This window comes from Microbispora bryophytorum, from assembly GCF_043197435.1.
GTDB lineage: Bacteria > Actinomycetota > Actinomycetes > Streptosporangiales > Streptosporangiaceae > Microbispora > Microbispora bryophytorum.
In genome coordinates this window covers 363,461-379,612 of the sequence record NZ_JBICTF010000003.1, presented here as the reverse complement: position 1 = coordinate 379,612, position 16,152 = coordinate 363,461, and the positions used below count along the sequence as shown (strand labels likewise).

At 69.1% G+C, this 16,152-nt stretch carries 13 protein-coding genes; 6 read left to right on the top strand and 7 right to left on the bottom strand.

Translation table 11 applies throughout. The features are described 5' to 3' along the window. Window positions 1–13 precede the first annotated feature (13 nt). Window positions 14–661, top strand: a complete 648-nt coding sequence (locus tag ACGFIB_RS11105; RefSeq protein WP_393370651.1) for a type II toxin-antitoxin system PemK/MazF family toxin — start codon at window positions 14–16, stop codon at window positions 659–661. Between the two features lie 137 nt (window positions 662–798). Here ACGFIB_RS11105 and ACGFIB_RS11100 read toward each other — a convergent pair whose 3' ends face one another. After that, on the bottom strand, window positions 799–1,548 hold the full coding sequence (locus tag ACGFIB_RS11100; RefSeq protein WP_393370648.1) for a TetR/AcrR family transcriptional regulator: 750 nt from the start codon (window positions 1,546–1,548) through the stop codon (window positions 799–801). Between the two features lie 114 nt (window positions 1,549–1,662). On the opposite strand from ACGFIB_RS11100, the gene atpB reads away from it, so the two are divergent. Beyond that, window positions 1,663–2,451 (top strand): F0F1 ATP synthase subunit A, encoded by a 789-nt coding sequence (gene atpB, locus ACGFIB_RS11095; protein WP_357242407.1) that lies wholly within the window; start codon window positions 1,663–1,665, stop codon window positions 2,449–2,451. A gap of 75 nt (window positions 2,452–2,526) precedes the next feature. After that, on the top strand, window positions 2,527–2,811 hold the full coding sequence (locus ACGFIB_RS11090) for a YiaA/YiaB family inner membrane protein (protein ID WP_393370644.1): 285 nt from the start codon (window positions 2,527–2,529) through the stop codon (window positions 2,809–2,811). 74 nt (window positions 2,812–2,885) lie between these two features. On the opposite strand, the gene ACGFIB_RS11085 is transcribed toward ACGFIB_RS11090, so the two are convergent. Continuing rightward, window positions 2,886–5,672, bottom strand: coding sequence for an OmpL47-type beta-barrel domain-containing protein (locus tag ACGFIB_RS11085; protein ID WP_393370641.1), 2,787 nt, complete (start codon window positions 5,670–5,672; stop codon window positions 2,886–2,888). Between the two features lie 109 nt (window positions 5,673–5,781). Beyond that, window positions 5,782–9,828, bottom strand: coding sequence for a ThuA domain-containing protein (locus tag ACGFIB_RS11080; protein WP_357242398.1), 4,047 nt, complete (start codon window positions 9,826–9,828; stop codon window positions 5,782–5,784). Window positions 9,829–10,761: 933 nt separating this feature from the next. On the opposite strand from ACGFIB_RS11080, the gene ACGFIB_RS11075 reads away from it, so the two are divergent. Further along, entirely contained in the window at window positions 10,762–11,742 is a 981-nt protein-coding gene (locus tag ACGFIB_RS11075) for a multicopper oxidase domain-containing protein (RefSeq protein ID WP_208762246.1), read from the top strand. A gap of 95 nt (window positions 11,743–11,837) precedes the next feature. Next, on the top strand, window positions 11,838–12,578 hold the full coding sequence (locus ACGFIB_RS11070) for a hypothetical protein (protein WP_393370636.1): 741 nt from the start codon (window positions 11,838–11,840) through the stop codon (window positions 12,576–12,578). A gap of 120 nt (window positions 12,579–12,698) precedes the next feature. Here ACGFIB_RS11070 and ACGFIB_RS11065 read toward each other — a convergent pair whose 3' ends face one another. Continuing rightward, on the bottom strand, window positions 12,699–13,565 hold the full coding sequence (locus tag ACGFIB_RS11065; RefSeq protein WP_393370633.1) for an SDR family oxidoreductase: 867 nt from the start codon (window positions 13,563–13,565) through the stop codon (window positions 12,699–12,701). 82 nt (window positions 13,566–13,647) lie between these two features. Here ACGFIB_RS11065 and ACGFIB_RS11060 point away from each other — a divergent pair, with 82 nt between their 5' ends. Further along, window positions 13,648–14,235, top strand: a complete 588-nt coding sequence (locus tag ACGFIB_RS11060; RefSeq protein ID WP_393370631.1) for a TetR family transcriptional regulator — start codon at window positions 13,648–13,650, stop codon at window positions 14,233–14,235. Between the two features lie 150 nt (window positions 14,236–14,385). Here the strand turns inward: ACGFIB_RS11060 and ACGFIB_RS11055 are convergent, their stop codons facing one another. The 3 genes from ACGFIB_RS11055 to ACGFIB_RS11045 form a co-directional block, all read right to left on the bottom strand. Further along, window positions 14,386–14,589 (bottom strand): hypothetical protein, encoded by a 204-nt coding sequence (locus tag ACGFIB_RS11055; protein ID WP_393370628.1) that lies wholly within the window; start codon window positions 14,587–14,589, stop codon window positions 14,386–14,388. A gap of 34 nt (window positions 14,590–14,623) precedes the next feature. Further along, window positions 14,624–15,184 (bottom strand): TOPRIM nucleotidyl transferase/hydrolase domain-containing protein, encoded by a 561-nt coding sequence (locus ACGFIB_RS11050; RefSeq protein WP_357256953.1) that lies wholly within the window; start codon window positions 15,182–15,184, stop codon window positions 14,624–14,626. A gap of 105 nt (window positions 15,185–15,289) precedes the next feature. Further along, the gene (locus tag ACGFIB_RS11045) at window positions 15,290–16,012 is read right to left on the bottom strand and encodes a VOC family protein (protein ID WP_393370624.1); all 723 of its coding nucleotides are present in this window, start codon (window positions 16,010–16,012) and stop codon (window positions 15,290–15,292) included. Window positions 16,013–16,152 lie beyond the last annotated feature (140 nt).

Here is a 16,152-nt window from a genome sequence, read left to right as displayed (position 1 = left end):
TAGGCTGTCGGCCATGATCTGGGTGGTTGTGATCGTCGCCGTGCTGGTCGTTTTCGGAGCACTCGGGGTGACCGGGCGCCTGCCGGGGGTCTCACGCCGGCGGTCCGCGCCGCGCCCCCCGTCGGGCGGCCATCCGTCGGGCCGCGCCGGCCGGACCGCGCGGCCCGGTGGTCGTGCCCCGGCCGGGACCACGGGGCCGGGCACCAGGTCCGGTGGCGGCACCGCTCCCGGCACGAGGCGCGGCACCACCTCCGGGGCGGGGGCCCGAAGCGGAGGCCGGGCCGCGGGCCGAGCGACGGGCGGCGAAGCGGGCGCGCGCGGCGGTGCGGCCACCCAGTCCGGTCCGCAGCCCGGTGAGATCTGGTGGGCCGACGTGCCCTACGAGGACGGGCCGGGCCACAAGGTGCGCCCCTGCGTGGTGCTCAGGACACACCGGGACGGCGCCGAGGTCCTGAAGATCACAAGCCAGGACCGCAGCGACCGCTCCGATCATTTGGAGATCCCCACCCGCACCTGGGACCCGGACGCCGACCACAACAGCTTCCTCGACCTCACCGGCCCGGTCCGCGTGCCCGTCGCCGACTTCCAGGACAGGGCGGGCCAGCTCGACGCGCGCGTCTGGCGGCAGGTCTGCCGCCTCCACGAGATCACCCCGAACTGAGCCGTACCGCTCCGGGACCGGGCGCGTCGTTGGAACCGGGCCCGTCCTTGGGAACCGGCACCTCTCCGGGACTGGGCGCGTCTTGGGAACCGGCACCTCTCCGGGACTGGGCGCGTCTTTGGGACCGGCAGTCGGCGTCACCGTGACGACGCGGCCCCCTCCGAGCCGCCGTTCGGCGGCAGACCCGCGGCGATGCCGTCGAGCAGCCGGTCGAGACCGTACGCGAAGCGGTCGTCGGTGCCCATGTACTCCCGCCCGCCCTCCTTCGTCATCCGCTCCAGCATGGGATAGTTCCCCGTCGCGATGAGCGACTGGATATAGGACAGGTGCTGCGCCAGCCGTTGCGCCAGCGTGAGCCCCGACCGCCGGAGCGCCTCGCTCTCGGCCAGCTCGCTCTGGATGTAGCCGTTCACGTACGCGAAGACCGCGCCGACGAGGGTCAGCATCCTGTCGACGCTCAGGCCAAGGCCGTCGAGCATGCCGAGGGCGGTCTCCATCAGACGCGCGCTGTTCGGGCCCGCCTGCGGGCGGCCGGCCGCGAGCGGTGCGAGCCATGGGTGGCGCAGCATGGTGCGCCGGGCCTGCCAGGCGAGCAGGCGGAGCCCTTCGACCCAGTCATCCGGTGGCCGCCGGTCCTCCGGCAGATACCCGCCCACCGCGGTGTCGACCATGAGGTCGAACACCTCGTCCTTGCTCGTCACGTAGCGGTACAGAGACATCGTGCCCGCGCCGAGATCGGCGGCGAGCCGCCGCATGGAGATCGCCTCCAGCCCCTCGGCGTCGGCGATGCGGATCGCCGCCTGCGCGAGTGCGGCGCGACTGAAGCTCGGCCGCGGCCCGCGGGCAGGCCGCTCGGGTCGCATCCACAGGTTCTCGTGGCCCGTCATCGTTGATCGTCCCAGGTCGTCGCACTATTGCGTACACGGTACTCGGTATGTACGATCACATCGACAAAGTGAGTACGTCGTACTCAGTTTTTACGGCCGGACGAGGGGGTTCCCATGCCCGCCAGCCTCGCCGGGGACGAGTTCACCGTGCCCGGTCTCGAACTGTTCGACTTTCCGCCGCTGTGGCCCGGCGCGCCACACTGGCTGAACAAGCCCGTGGTGCTGGCCGTGGTCGGCGTGATCCTGCTGTGCGCGCTCGCATGGGGGGCGTTCGCACGGCCGAAGCTCGTCCCGCGCGGCCTGCAGCACCTCGGCGAATACGGCTACCTGTTCGTCCGCGACCAGGTGGCCCGGCCGTTCCTCGGCGCCGACGCCGAGAGGTGGATGCCGTTCCTGCTCAGTCTGTTCTCGGTGATCCTGCTGTGGAACCTTTTCGGGGTGATCCCGGGCGTGCAGTTCCCGGTGAACTCCCACATCGCGTTCCCGGTGGTGTTCGCCGTGGTCGTGTACGTGATCAAGCTCTATCTCGGCTTCCGGCATCACGGGGTGGGCGGATATCTCAAGAGCCTGATGTTCCCGCCCGGTCTGCCGAAGCCGCTCGCCCTCGCGTTCTACGCGCCCCTCGAACTGCTGCACACGTTCGTCTTCGCGCCGTTCACCCATGCCGTACGACTGTTCGCGAACATGTTCGCCGGGCACCTGCTGCTGGCGTTCTTCAGCGCGGTGGGATTCTGGTTCCTCGTCGAGCAGCCCACGGTGCTCGGAGCCCCGGTGGGCCTGCTCAGCGTGGCCATGGCCGTCGTGATGACCGCCCTGGAGATATTCATCCAGTTCCTCCAGGCGTTCCTGTTCACCATGCTGGCGGCCATGTACATCGGCAACGCCCTGAACCTGGAGCACTGAGCGGGTGCTCGTACTCACCGGTAACTGAGTATTGGCGCTCATGTCCGGCAGGCGGACGGCGCGGACGATGGCGTCATGGCGCAATCGGTGAAACCCCCGACAACGACGGCCTTCTATCTCCAGGCCGTCATCTCGTTCGTGATCTCCCTCGTGGGCCTGGCGGCCGGCATCCTCTACCTCCCGGTGACGACCTGGGTGCGTTCCTTCCTCGCTCTCGGGCTGATGTACGTGGTGACCTCGACGTTCACGCTGGCCAAGTGCGTGCGGGACCGGCAGGAGGAGGCGACCGTCGTCAGCCGGGTGGACCAGGCCCGGCTCGACAAGCTCCTCGCCGAGCACGACCCCTTCCGGGCCGAATGAGGGCGAGTCCCGCACGACGAGAAGAGGCGGCCTCGGGCCGTCGCCGGACCGAGGCCGCTTGCGGCCGCACGAACTCAGTCGTCCGTGCAGCCCTTGCCCTTGCCCGGCTTCGAACAGTCGGAGCCCGACGTGGCGCCGACGACGCTGAACGTCGCCGTGCCCGCGTTGGAGGTGTTGCCGGCCTTGTCGGTGGCCCGGTAGCTCACGGTGTGCGCCCCCGGCTGGCTAACCGCCACCGGCTTGGAGTACAGCGCGAACGGCTGCCCGTCGAGGGAGTACTCCACCGTGGCCACGCCCGACCCGCTGTCGGTCGCCGAGATGGTGAGCGTGGCGGAGCCGACGTAGTTCCACGCCCAGTCCATGCTGCCGCTGAGCTGCGCCGACACCTGCGGAGCCGTGGTGTCGTCCTGCTGCGGCGCGACGACCTTGAAGGTCACCGACCCCACCGGCGACGTGTTGCCGGCCTTGTCGGTCGCCCGATACTGCACCGTGTGCGACCCGGTCCTGTTCACCGAGACCGGAGCCGTGTAGGCCGCGAACGCCGCGCCGTCCAGGGCGTACTCGACCTTGTCGACGCCCGACTCGGTGTCGGTCGCCGAGACCGTCACCGTGGCCGAGCCGACGTAGTTGCCGTCGGCGTCCTTCGTGCCCGACACGTTGGCCGACACCTGCGGGGCCGTGGTGTCCTTGGCCGGCGGGACCACCACGGTGAACGTCACCGACGCCACCGCCGAGGTGTTGCCCGCCTTGTCCGTGGCCCGGTAGCTCACCCGGTGCGCCCCCGACTGGTCGACCGTCAGCGCCTTCGAGTAGACCGCGAACGGCTGCGAGTCGAGGGAGTACTCGACCGTGTCCACACCCGACTCGCTATCGCTCGCCGAGATCGTGACAGTGGCGGAGCCCACGTAGTTGCCGTCGGTCTCCTTGTCACCGGCCACCTGCGCCGACACCAGCGGCGCGGTCGTGTCCTTGGCCGGCGGAACGACCACCGTGAACGACACCGACCCGACCGGCGAGACGTTGCCCGCCATGTCCGTAGCCCGGTACTGCACCGTGTGCGACCCGGCCGTGTTCACCGACACCGGAGCCGAGTACGTCGCGAAGGCCCCGCCGTCCAGGGCGTAGTCGATCCTGTCCACGCCCGACTCGGTGTCGGTCGCCGAGACGGTCACCGTCGCAGAACCGACGTAGTTGCCGTTGGTGTCCTTGTCACCGGCCACCTGCGCCGACGCCAGCGGAGGCGTGGTGTCCTTCTGCTCCGCGGAGACGACCGTGAACGACACCGACGCGACGTCGGAGGCGTTCCCGGCCTTGTCGGTGGCCCGGTAGCTCACGGTGTGCGCGCCCGGCTGCTTGACCGCCACCGGCGCCGAGTACAGGCCGAGCGGCTGCCCGTCGAGGGAGTACTCGACCGTCGCCACGCCCGACTCGCTGTCGCTCGCCGAGATCGTGACGGTCGCCGAACCGACGTAGTTGCCGTCGGTGTCCTTGTCACCGGCCACCTGCGCCGACACCTGCGGCGCGGTCGTGTCCTTCGCCGGCGGAGCGACCACCGTGAACGACACCGACGCCACCGGCGAGGTGTTGCCCGCCTTGTCGGTCGCCCGGTACTGCACCGTGTGCGACCCGGTCTTGTTCACCGAGATCGGCGCCGAGTACGTCGTGAAGGATGCGTCGTCCAGCGCGTATTCCACCTTGTCGACGCCCGACTCGGTGTCGGTCGCCGAGACCGTCACGGTGGCCGAACCGACGTAGTCGCCGTCGGTGTCCTTGTCACCGGCCACCTGCGCCGACACCTGCGGGGCCGTGGTGTCCTTGGCCGGCGGGACCACGACCGTGAACGTCACCGACGCCACCGCCGAGACGTTGCCCGCCTTGTCGGTGGCCCGGTAGCTCACCCGGTGCGCACCCGGCTGGTCGACCGTCAGCGCCTTGGAATACAGCGCGAACGGCTGCGAGTCCAGGGAGTACTCCACCGTGTCCACACCCGACTCGCTGTCGCTCGCCGAGATCGTCACGGTGGCCGAACCGACGTAGTTGCCGTCGGTGTCCTTGTCACCGGCCACCTGCGCCGACACCTGCGGCGCGGTCGTGTCCTTCGCCGGCGGAGCGACCACCGTGAACGACACCGACGCCACCGGCGAGACGTTGCCCGCCTTGTCGGTCGCCCGATACTGCACCGTGTGCGACCCGGCGGTGTTGACCGAAACCGGAGCCGAGTAGGTGGTGAACGCCCCGTTGTCCAGCGCGTACTCCACCCGGTCCACACCCGACTCGGTGTCGCTCGCCGAGACCGTCACCGTCGCCGAACCGACGTAGTTACCGTCGGCGTCCTTCTCGCCCGACACGTTCGCGGACGCCAGTGGCGCCGTCGTGTCGGTGGGGCCGCCGGGAGTGACCACGAGTTCGCCGACCATCTGGTGGCCGGGGATCGCGCAGAAGAAGCGGTATTTGCCGGGGGTGAGGTTCACCTGGATCTCGTGCCGGCCGCCGTCCGCGTCGTACGGGCTGGCGATGATGTTGACGTTGACGTCGTGGTTGTATCCGGGCGTCGAGACGTCGAAGGTCAGCGTGTGCGTCATCCCGAACGTGCTGCCGGTCGCCATGCTGTTTTCGAAGACGATCGTCGCGGGTCCCGCGACCGCCGTGGCCGGCGCGTCCTTGTACGCGGTCATGCCGTTGTCGGCGGTCCAGGTGAGCACCTGCGCCGCCGCCTGGGCGACCTGCTGCCGCGCCTCGAACTGCGGCGCGGCGGCGGCTTCGGCCGGCGACGGCCACAGCGCCGGAAGCGCCACGCACAACAGCGCCACGGCCACGACGGCGCGTAGCGCCCTGCGTAGCCTTCCTGTCAGTAACTGCATCTGAGGTCGCACCTCACAGAACGTGCATGTGAGCGGACGAACGGCGTCCGTCCGCCTGAGGTCATGGGGTTAGGGCCGGGCGGGGGACTCCCCCCGCCCGGCTACCGGGTCAGAGCTCCCGCACGCGGACGTTGCGGAATTCCGCCAGGTCGGTGTTGCTGTGGTTCTGCAGCCCGATGAACCCGCTGACGAACTGACGCAGGTCCGTAACGGGGTCGCCGGCGCGGGACGACGACTTGCCCGGGGTGTTGTCGAACTCGTTGATCACGACGCCGTTGCGGATGATCGTGTAGTGCTGCCCGACCACCCGGACCTCGTAGTCGTTCCACTGGCCCTTCGGGGTCGCCCCCGCCTTGTCCAGCGTGTTCGGCTGGAAGTTGTAGATCGAGCCCGTCTTCTGCGGCTCGCCCGAGTCGCCGTCGTAGATCTGGATCTCGTGGCCGCAGAAGACCGCGACCCACGCCTCCGACGTACGGGCCGATCCGACCGTGCCGCAACTCCCGGCCGGACGCTGGTCTAGTGGGGTCCGTGGGTCGGGGAACCGGACGAACACGCCGGTGTTGGCCCGGGCCGTGCCGGGCGCGACGTCACGGAACTGCAGCCGCACCGAGAAGTCGGCGTACGCCTTGGCCGAGTACCACAGCATGCCCATCCCACCGGAGGTGCGGAGAGTGCCGTCCTGCTGCAGGATGAACTGGCCGGTCGGAGCCTGCGACCACCCCTGCAGGGACTGCGCGGTCCCGTCGAAGATGGTCTCGTAGCCGTTCGTCTTGCCGATCTCGGACTGCGCCCCCGCCTTGCTGAGCGTGGACGCCTCCTTGTTGTCGATGACGCCGTCCTTGCGGAACTCGTTCACCTGGTCGTTGAGGTGCTTGACGAACTCGCCGTGGTTCTGCCATATGCGCTCGTCGTCGATCAGGTCGTTGATCGTGCAGCCGCCGCCGACGACGCGGTTGGCCACGCCGGTGTCGGTGTCCAGCAGCCGGACCGTCGTCCGGGAGTCCGGCGCCGGGCAGCCGATCTCGACGGTGATCTCGCCGGTCGTCACCTCGCCGTCGGCGTAGGTGACCTTCAGCGTGGCCTTGTAGGTGCCGAAGTCCTTGTAGGTGTGCGTCGGGTCGGCCTCGGTCGACGGCTTGCTGCCGTCGCCGAAGTCCCACTCCCACTTCACGCCGCCGGCCCTGGCGTGGGAGAACACCACCGTCTTCGGCGTGCTCTGCCGCTCCGGCCGCACCGTGGCCAGGCTCGGGTTCGGCGTCGCCGGACCACCCTGGTAGGTGACGCGGATCAGCTTCTGGTTGGGGTGCAGGCTGAAGAAGCCACCGGCGTAGTCCAGCATGTAGAGGGCGCCATCCTTGCCGAACTTGGCGTCCATCCACGACTGCAGCTGGGTGGCGCCGCCGCCGGGCTGGATGATGGAGCGCAGGTCCTCGGCGAAGACGGGCGGCTTCGCGTCCTTGACGCCCTTCGGGTCGACGGTGACGGCCACCCGGTTGTTCGCGTTGGACTCGTCACCGATGAACCACTTGTCGTCCCAGTACGCGGGCCACGCGACACCGCTGTCGGTGTCGACCTCGGAGCGGTGGTAGGTCGGCCCGGACATGATCGCCTGGCCGCCGCCGGAAAGGTAGGGCTCGGTGAAGGTCTCGTCGCCCGGCTTGTAGGTCGGCAGGCCGCTGCCGTCGGTCCGCTTCGGGTAGACCGGGCCGCCGCCCTGCGGCGAGAACCAGATCATGTTGTCGCGGGCCGGCGGGATGTCGACCAGGCCGGTGTTGCGCGGCGAGGTGTTCTTCAGGTTGCCGCAGTTGTACCAGTCGGCGGGCTGGCTGGCGTCGACGTTGCTGCGGTCACGGTAGGGCTGTCTGTTGCCCATGCAGTAGGGCCAGCCCTGGTTGCCGGCGGACGTGAGGATCGTCGCGGTCTCGTACTTCGCCGGACCCCAGATCTCGCTCGGGCCGCCCGCGTCCGGACCGACCCATCCGGCGGTCAGCCAGTCGTTCACGTTGTCCCACTGGAGCCGCGCGATGTTGCGAACGCCCATCACGTAGATCTCCGGGCGGGTCTTGCCGCCGCCCTCTTCCTTACCCGTGAACAGGTTGCCCTTCGGGATCGTGTACGTCCCGTCGGCCTCCGGGTGGATACGAATGATCTTGCCGTTCAGGTCGTTGGTGTTGCCCGCGGTGCGGCGGGCGTCCTGGAACGAGGTGCCCTTGTAATCCTGGGTCCAGTTGTTCCCGGAGTAACCGCTCGAGCCGCCGGAGGAGTTGCTGTCACCGGAACCGACGTAGAGGTTCCCCTCCTTGTCGAAGGCCATGCCACCGCCCGCGTGGCAGCAGCTGTGGATCTGGGTGTCCCACTGCAGCAGGTCCTTGCGGGTCTTCTGGTCGATCGTCTGAGTGGCGGAGTCGTAGGTGAACCGGGAGATCGTCCGCTTGCCGATCCGCTTGTCCCTGTCGATCGACTCGTGCGGCATCCAGTAGACGTACAGCCAGCCGTTCTCCTGGAACTTGGGGTCGGGCACGATGCCGAGGAGACCCTCCTCGTTCTTCACCAGCTCGTCGCCGCTGCCGCGGTTGCCCATGACGGCGAGGGTGGTGAGGAGCTTGACCTGCTTGGTCTTGGGGTCCCACTGGTGGATCGTGCCGCAGCCGAGGCCGACCTTCGGGTCGTTCCAGTCGGCGATCGGGCCGGTGGGGCAGGCCGCCTTGCCGACATAGAAGACCTTGCCGTCGGGGGCGACGGTCAGGCCGTGCGGTTCGCCGATCTGGTCGAGCTGGCCCGACTGGTTCTGCGTGGTCAGTCGCTCGGTCTTGTAGTTCGACGCGATGGTCGCCTGGCAGTCGCCGCGGACCAGGCCGGCCGCCCACTTGATCGCACCGCCGAGGTGGCTCTTGAACTGCTCGTCCTTGGTGTAGCTCTCCTCGGTGCCGCCCATGCCGGTGTAGAACGACCGTCCGCCGTCGTAGTCGCGGCACCACGAGATCGGGTGGAACGCGCCGTTGCCGTTCAGGCCCGCCTTGTAGGTCCACTCCTCGACCTGCGCGACCGTCTGAACCTTGCCCAGCGGGCTCGGGCTCCAGTTCATCCACTTGTCGGACCGCGTCGCGTTGAACGGCAGGCCCTTGTTCGCCGGGTGCTGACGGTCGGTGAAGTCCACCGTGGCCTTCTGCACCTGGCTGTCCGGCGGAGGCCCGGCGTCGGGACCGAACAGCCGCACCTCGGCCAGCTGGATGAGGGGCTCACCGCTGTTCGCCGTGATGTTCAGCCGGTAGTACGCGTACGCCGTGGTGTTGGTGAACGTGTATTCCTTGGTCTGGAACCGCGAGGGGAAGGTCTCCCCCGTCCGCTTGTCCAGGTCCGTCCAGCTCTTCCCGTCCTGGGAGCCCTGCAGCGTCCAGTCCTTCGGGTCGCGGCCGGGGAAGTCGTTGGCCGAGGTCAGCGCGTAGTGGGCGATCGCCTTCGGCTGCTCCGGCTTCAGCGAGACCCAGCCGGTCGGGTTGAACGTCAGCCACTTGCTGTTGTTGTTCCCGTCGACCAGCTTCTCCTTGGTCTCGTTCGGCGGGTTGTCCCCGCTCGCCGTGACCTCCACGACCTTCTCCGCTGGGGGCAGGCTGCCGGCGGGGCGGGTGCCGACCAGTTCGGTGAACCAGGACGAGTCGGGCTGGGCGCGTACGGCGTCGTGGACGCCGACGAACCCGCCGCCGTCCCGGATGTACGCCTGGAAGGCGGCCTCCTGGGCGGCGTTCAGCGTCACGCCCTTGGCGGACAGGAACACCACCCCGCGATAGCGCGCCAGGTTGCTGGAGGTGAAGACGGCCGGGTCTTCGGACACCTCGACGGAGAAGCCGTTGTCCTTGCCCAGGTTCTTGATCGAGTCCGCGGCCTTCTCGACCGGGTCGCTCTGTTCCTTGGCGGGTCCGTGGAACACCAGCACACTGACCGACTCATCGGATTTGTCTGGCTTACCGGTATCCGGCTCGGGAGGGTTGGGCTTGGCCTGCGCCTGCAGTTGCGCGGCGGGAAGGGCCGGTGCGGCCTGCGCCTGCATGGCGGGGACGGTCGCCAGTCCCAGCGTCAGGGCGGCGCTCGACGCCGCGACAAGAGCGCGGCGCCAGGCGGGTGGCCGGGGGTGTACGAGCAGGTCTCTGCGACCCATCGTTCGCTCCTTCAGGTCGGGGGGTTGGATCAGCACCTTGCGGAGGTCGTTCGGTCAGCCGTGGCGGTGACCGGGCACGCAGATGCCGAAAGGCGCGAGGGTGCTGCCGTCTCCTCCTCTCACTTGCCGTTCTGTCCCTGACCCCGCGTCGCGGTGACGCGGTGACGCGTCGCGTCATGGCGTGGTCGGGGCGGTTGGGCCGTCGCGGACGTGCGGCATCGCCGTTCATCGCGTTGTCGGCGGGCGATCGCCACGGAGCCCGTCGTGGCGGGCGCCAGGACTGATCGCGTGCAGCGGTCGCCGGCCGTCCTGCCGGGACGGCGACCGGAATGAGGGTGTCTTGCCGGTCTCAGGCCGGGGTGCCGCGAGGCCGGCGACGCCTGGCGGCGCCGCCGGGGCGTGGTCCGGTGCGTCTGAGCCGCAGGTCCGCCGGGACGTGAGAGGGCGGACCGTGCGGGGCGGATGTCGGCTGTGGGGGGTGTCGCCGAAGCACCGCTGAGCCTTTCGGGGAGTCGCGGATGGTTGCGTGGGCGGGCGGGGGGACGAGGGCCAGTGATGCCCACGAGACCTGCATGGACTGTGGTAGTCGAGTCGCGTCAAGTGGGCGGTTTGGGCTCAACGTAGCAGCCTCACCGAACTTCATCCAGTCCCTTTACAAAGTTCTCTTCTTTACAACATGACTTCTTGACTTTTTAGCAGAAGTATCGCCTACTTCCATCGAAAGCTTTATCCACGGTGTCGAAAGGCTCGTTGACCGGTCCCCGTCCCGGCGGGAACCGGCCCCCCTGCAGGGGAGCCCCAGCGAGACGTCGCGCCGTCCAGGCCGGTCCCCCGGGCCGGCGCTACGACAGTTGCCGTTCGCCTCACGGCAGTGAGGCGTCACGACCCGAATGGGGAACCATGACCGAGGTAGGCAGGGGTACGACGCGAGGCATGTTCTCCCGGCGCGCCTTCACCACGGCCGCGACGGCCGCCGCGTTCGTGCCGCTGGTCGGGACGAGCCAGGCCGACGCGGCGCCATCCGACAAGGTCACCGGCAAGCCCGACAAAGGCGACGTCCGCCGCATCACCCTGTACGCGGAGAAGTTGCCGAACAACCTGCTGGGCTACGGTCTGGAGCCCGGCAAAGCCACGATCCCCGGCCCGCTCATCGAGATGGTCGAAGGCGAGACCCTCGAGATCGAGCTGGTGAACAACACCGATGTCACCGCCAGCCTGCACGTGCACGGGGTGGACTACGAGTTCACCAGCGACGGCACGAGAATGAGCGACAGCGTGGTGGAGCCGGGAGGCCGGCGCACCTACGTCTGGCGCACCCACGCGCCGGGCCGCCGCCCGGGCGGCACCATCGAGCCCGGCAGCGCCGGCTACTGGCACTACCACGACCACGTTGTGGGGACCGACCACGGCACCGGCGGCATCAAGAGAGGCCTATACGGCGCGCTGGTGGTGCGCCGCAAGGGCGACATCCTGCCGGACAAGCAGTTCGTCGTCTTCTTCAACGACATGACCGTCAACAACGCCAAGGCCGGCGAAGCTCCCCACTTCATGGCGAAGATCGGCGAGCGTGTGGAGTTCATCGTGGTCACCCATGGAGACTTCTTCCACACGTGGCACCTCCACGGGCACCGCTGGGCGGACAACCGCACCGGTCTGCTGGACAACCCGCAGGACCAGACCCGGATCATCGACACCAAGATCACCGGACCGGCCGAGTCGTTCGGCTTCCAGGTGATCGCCGGGGAGCGGGTCGGGCCCGGCGCCTGGATGTACCACTGCCATGTCCAAAGCCACTCGGACATGGGGATGGCGGGAGTGTTCATGGTGGCCGACGAGAACGGGAACGTTCCCGGCCACGACATGGGCGGCATGAGCTCGGGCACCGGCTCGGACATGAGCACCATGCCTCACTGAGCCCGCCCCGCTCCTCCTCGGGCGCAGTCCTGGTGAGGCACTGGGCGAGCCGCCCGCCCGGCGTGTGGACGGCCGAAGGTCAGTAGGGTGCGCCCATGACCAGCGACATACGCGGGCGCGGGCAGGCGGGCGTCACCGCCGAGTCTGGATCGCAGGCGGCTCTGGACTACTACCTGATCACGCCGGCGGCAGGCACGGACGGAGCCCCGGCCGAGGGAATCGTCGTCGAGGAGTTCACGCTCACCGAGGACTTCAGGACCGTCGGCCTGGACACCGCCGGATGGACCGCGGCCGACGGCGTCTGGTGGAGTTCGGCGGCCTTCGGACGCGCGATGCGCGAGGATCCCGGCCTGCGCACCCGGGTCCGCGCGGTGAGCCGCCCCGAGGCCGAGGCCGCGTACCACGATCTCGGCGGGGGCGAACTGCCCGGTGAGACGCGGCTGCGGGCCCTTTTCCACGACCACCAGCCGCTGCCGGACTCGCCTCCTCTGCGCCTCAGCCCGCCGCGAGTTCCCGACGGGTTCCACGACACGCGGGTCTACCGTGTCCTGTTCGCCGGTGAGCCGCACCTGTCCCGCCTCGCGGACGTGGTGACGCTCGCCGTGGAAGCCGGCGACCCGCGGACCCGGGTCGTCGCCACGGGTGAGCTGCGCACGGCTTCGGACGTCTTCACCTGGGACGTACGCCGGATCGGGCCCGGAGCCGCCTGCTCCGTCGATCTCACGGCCCATCTGGGGACCACGTCCGACGAGCCCCTCGGGCCGCTGCTGCGGCGGTTGACGACGGTCATGCGCCACGCGGGAGCGGTCCCCGTGACCGTCGAGCGTTTCTCCTGACCGGCTCCGGCTCTTCGCGAGCAGGCGGTCCGGCTCCGAGGCCCGCTGACCGGGTTCGGGCCGGGGCGGCGGGCTTCCTGGGATGAGCGGGCCGGGATCCGGGGATGTGCCGGTCGGTCTTCAGCGGCGAGCGGCCTCGGCGCCGGCATCGGCATCGGCATCGGCATCAGTCGAGAAGGCGAGGTCCCGTCGCGCCTCCAGCTCCGCGAGCCGATCGGCGAGTGCCGTGTGGATGAAGGTGTAGGAGTCGCTGCCCAGGGCGACCCGTACGGGCGCGGGGTCCAGGTCCGCACAGCCGACAATCGCCGCGGCCGTCTTCGCGAGGTCGCCGACAGACGGCAGCGCTGGATTGCGGATGCCCCGGGTCAGCGCGGCCGGGCTGGCGTCGTAGGCGCTCATCGGCGTGGCGAGCCGTGAGCTCCCATCGCGGAATCGCGTACGGACACTGCCCGGCTCGACGATGGTCACGCCGATGCCGAACGGGGCGACGTCCTTGGCCGTCGACTCCATGAACCCCTCGATGCCCCACTTGCTCGCGTGATACGCGGACGCGCCCGCGTTCGTAGCTTGACCGCCGTACGTGGAGAGCTGGATGATGCGGCCGCCGCCCTGTCGGCGCAGGTGAGGCAGCGCGGCGCGCACCAGCCGGATCGAGCCGAGCAGGTTCGTGTCGATCTGGTGGACGATCTGCTCGTCCGTGAGCTCCTCGGCCGCGCCGAACAGGCCATACCCGGCGTTGCTGACCACCCCATCGATCCTGCCCAAGTCGGCGAATGCCCGGTCCACGACCTCCCGGATCGCGGGGCCATCGGTCAGGTCGAGGCGGGCGAGCCACAGCCGGTCGCCGTACTCCGCCTTCAGGTCGCCCATCGACTCCATCCGCCGGGCCGTCCCCGCGACCCGGTCACCGCGGCGGAGGAGCTGTTCGGTCATCTCCCGGCCGAAGCCACTGCTCACTCCGGTGATCAGCCATGTACGTGCGTCCATCCTCGTTCCTTCCAGAAGCTGCCTAACTCGTTAGTTAGCATATGCCGCCATCTAACCGGTTAGTCAACGCTAGGATGGCGCCGTGGCAACAGGTAACGCCGAGGCGACGAAGGCGCGCATCCTCGAAGCGGCGCGGGATGAGTTCTCCGCTCACGGCATCGCCGGGGCGCGTGTCGACCGCATCGCCAAGGCGGCCGGCTGCAACAAGAACCTGCTCTACATCTACTTCCAGAGCAAGGAGACCCTGTTCGCCACCGTCCTGGAGCAGAACCTGCGACGGGTCTACGACGAGTTGCGGTTCACGCCCGACGACCTGCCCGGGTATGCGGCGCGGGTCTTCGACTTCTCAATGGCCGAGCCCGGCCTGATGCGGCTCATGGCGTGGGCGGGCCTGGAGCAGGAGACCGGCGCGGTCGCCCTGCGCAACGCGGCGCAGACTGCGAAAGTCTCGGCCATGGAGGCGGCGGCGCGGGAGGCGGACGGGCCGGGGGCGCGCTTCGCGCCCGAATTCCTGCTGACGGCCATCCTGGCCCTCGCCACCGCCTGGTCGGCGGCGAGCCCCTTCGGCCCGAGGCTGAGCCCGGGGCTGGCCACCGACCCCGCCACGCTGCGGATGCAGATCGCCGACGCCGTGGCATCGATCACCAGGGCCCCGCGGACCGGCCCCTGATCGCACGCGCCGACTCGGGGGGAGCATCGCCTGGGCTCGCCTCGCTCGACCTCACGGCCGAACTCGACAGGTTCAAGGCGCATCAGACCGTGACCATCCCCCATGCCTCCCGCGTCGACTACACCGTCAACGGCCGCAGGACCCCGTACGTCAGGCGACCGATTTCCCGGCGGCGGTCCAGGTGTCGCAGCGTCCGGGGGACGGCTTGGTGAACCCCCGATTCACCCAGTGCACGATCGTGGCGCCCTTCCCGTGCCAGCGGTCCTCCACACCCTGCACGTCGTCTCCGGTGCGGCGTACGAGATCGAGGAACTCCCGCCAGTCGCTGCTGGGGCGGTGGAGGGACTTCCACACGCTGCCGATGAAAGCCCCGGCGAAGCATGCAGTCTCAGAGGTGGGCCAGCAGGCCGTCCAGCGGCTGCGGCACGCGATCGAGCTCCAGTGCCGCGACGAGCGGGCCCGCGTAGCGGATCTTGCGGCCGCTGCCTGCTCCCATGAACCGGCGTAGCTGGTCGTGGGTGCTGCGTCCGCGCCATGGGGGTTGCTTCTGGAGCGTGCGGAAGGAGCCGAGCTCGCCCAGGGCATCGACGACGCGCTCGACCGTGGCGGTGCCGAGCGCGCGGATCAGCTCGTCTTCCAGATCGGCCACGCACACGAAGAATCCGAGCGCCTCCAGATCACTTCTGGCGAGATCGGATCCGAAGCCCGCGCGCTCGAGCCCCCGCAGAAAGGCGCCTTGTTCGCCGGCGTCGCACAGACCGGCCAGCCGGAGGTCGCGACCGAGAGGGCCGAACTCGCCGATGTGCGCCCCGATGTTCGTGGCACCGCCCATCGCCACAACGGAGATGCCTTCAGCCGCGAGGTTTCGGCCCCGGCGCTCGGCCAACGCCTCAATGGCCGACCTGTCGCTGATCCCCTCGACAAGGACCACCGTGTGCGGATGGTTCACGCGCCCAGCTTGCACCCAATGCGGCGACGTTTGTACCCGTTTTCCCGTGTTGACGGGACTCGCGGTCGGCGGGAGAACGGTCCGGATCCGGCTCTCGCGTTCGCGCTATCGCGGGGTCTGCACGCAGAACTCGTGGCCGTCGGGATCGGCCATGACCACCCAGCCGACCTCGCCCTGACCGATGTCGATACGCGTCGCCCCGAGGGAGATGAGACGATCGACCTCCGTTTGCTGATCGCCGTCGGCGGGTGGAGCGAGATCGAAATGCAGCCGCTCCTTGCCGGTCTTCGGCGCCAGCGGCGGACCACCCCAGGTGATCTTCGGGCCACCATGCGGCGAGCGGATTGCGGTCTCCTGGTCCTGATCCCAGACCAGCGGCCAGCCCAGAGCCTTGCTCCAGAAGTACCCGACCTCCTGCGAACCGTCGCACGCCAGCGCTCCGATGAATCCGCAGTCGGCGAGGAATTCGTTGTCCGGCCCGATCACGCAGAACTCGTTGCCCTCGGGGTCGGCGAGCACGATATGGTCCTCGTCCGGGCGCTGCCCGATGTCGATATGCCGGGCGCCGAGCCCGAGCGCCTTCGCCACCGTCTTCTGCTGGTCCTCAAGGGACGCGCTCGTCAGGTCGAAGTGCATCTGGTTCTGGCCGGTCTTCTGCTCCCGACTCGGAAGAAATCTGATCCGGAAGCCGGTGTCATCGCTCGGCAGAAGCGTGATGCCGTGCAGGGGGTCGTCGGCCATCTCCCAGCCCAGGACACCGGCCCAGAATCGCGCGAGACGGGACGGGTCGTGCGCGTCGAAGCAGAGTGCGACAAGGTGACACGTCATTCCGCTCCGCACCTCCATTCGCTGATACCGGTCGCGGACACGGCACGTCCTCCGCGGCCATAGGGGGGTTCAACGCTAGGTGCTCGGGAACCTGTCTCGCGAACCAATTTCGGCTGGGTTCGCAGGCACGAGCGGCAGGG

Coding starts and splice junctions, on each gene's coding strand:
- ACGFIB_RS11085 (WP_393370641.1), bottom strand. CDS start 5,672: ATGCAGTTACTGACAGGAAGGCTACGCAGGGCGCTACGCGCCGTCGTG.
- ACGFIB_RS11080 (WP_357242398.1), bottom strand. CDS start 9,828: ATGGGTCGCAGAGACCTGCTCGTACACCCCCGGCCACCCGCCTGGCGC.
- ACGFIB_RS11090 (WP_393370644.1), top strand. CDS start 2,527: ATGGCGCAATCGGTGAAACCCCCGACAACGACGGCCTTCTATCTCCAG.
- ACGFIB_RS11075 (WP_208762246.1), top strand. CDS start 10,762: ATGTTCTCCCGGCGCGCCTTCACCACGGCCGCGACGGCCGCCGCGTTC.
- atpB (WP_357242407.1), top strand. CDS start 1,663: ATGCCCGCCAGCCTCGCCGGGGACGAGTTCACCGTGCCCGGTCTCGAA.
- ACGFIB_RS11045 (WP_393370624.1), bottom strand. CDS start 16,012: ATGACGTGTCACCTTGTCGCACTCTGCTTCGACGCGCACGACCCGTCC.
- ACGFIB_RS11070 (WP_393370636.1), top strand. CDS start 11,838: ATGACCAGCGACATACGCGGGCGCGGGCAGGCGGGCGTCACCGCCGAG.
- ACGFIB_RS11065 (WP_393370633.1), bottom strand. CDS start 13,565: ATGGACGCACGTACATGGCTGATCACCGGAGTGAGCAGTGGCTTCGGC.
- ACGFIB_RS11100 (WP_393370648.1), bottom strand. CDS start 1,548: ATGACGGGCCACGAGAACCTGTGGATGCGACCCGAGCGGCCTGCCCGC.
- ACGFIB_RS11105 (WP_393370651.1), top strand. CDS start 14: ATGATCTGGGTGGTTGTGATCGTCGCCGTGCTGGTCGTTTTCGGAGCA.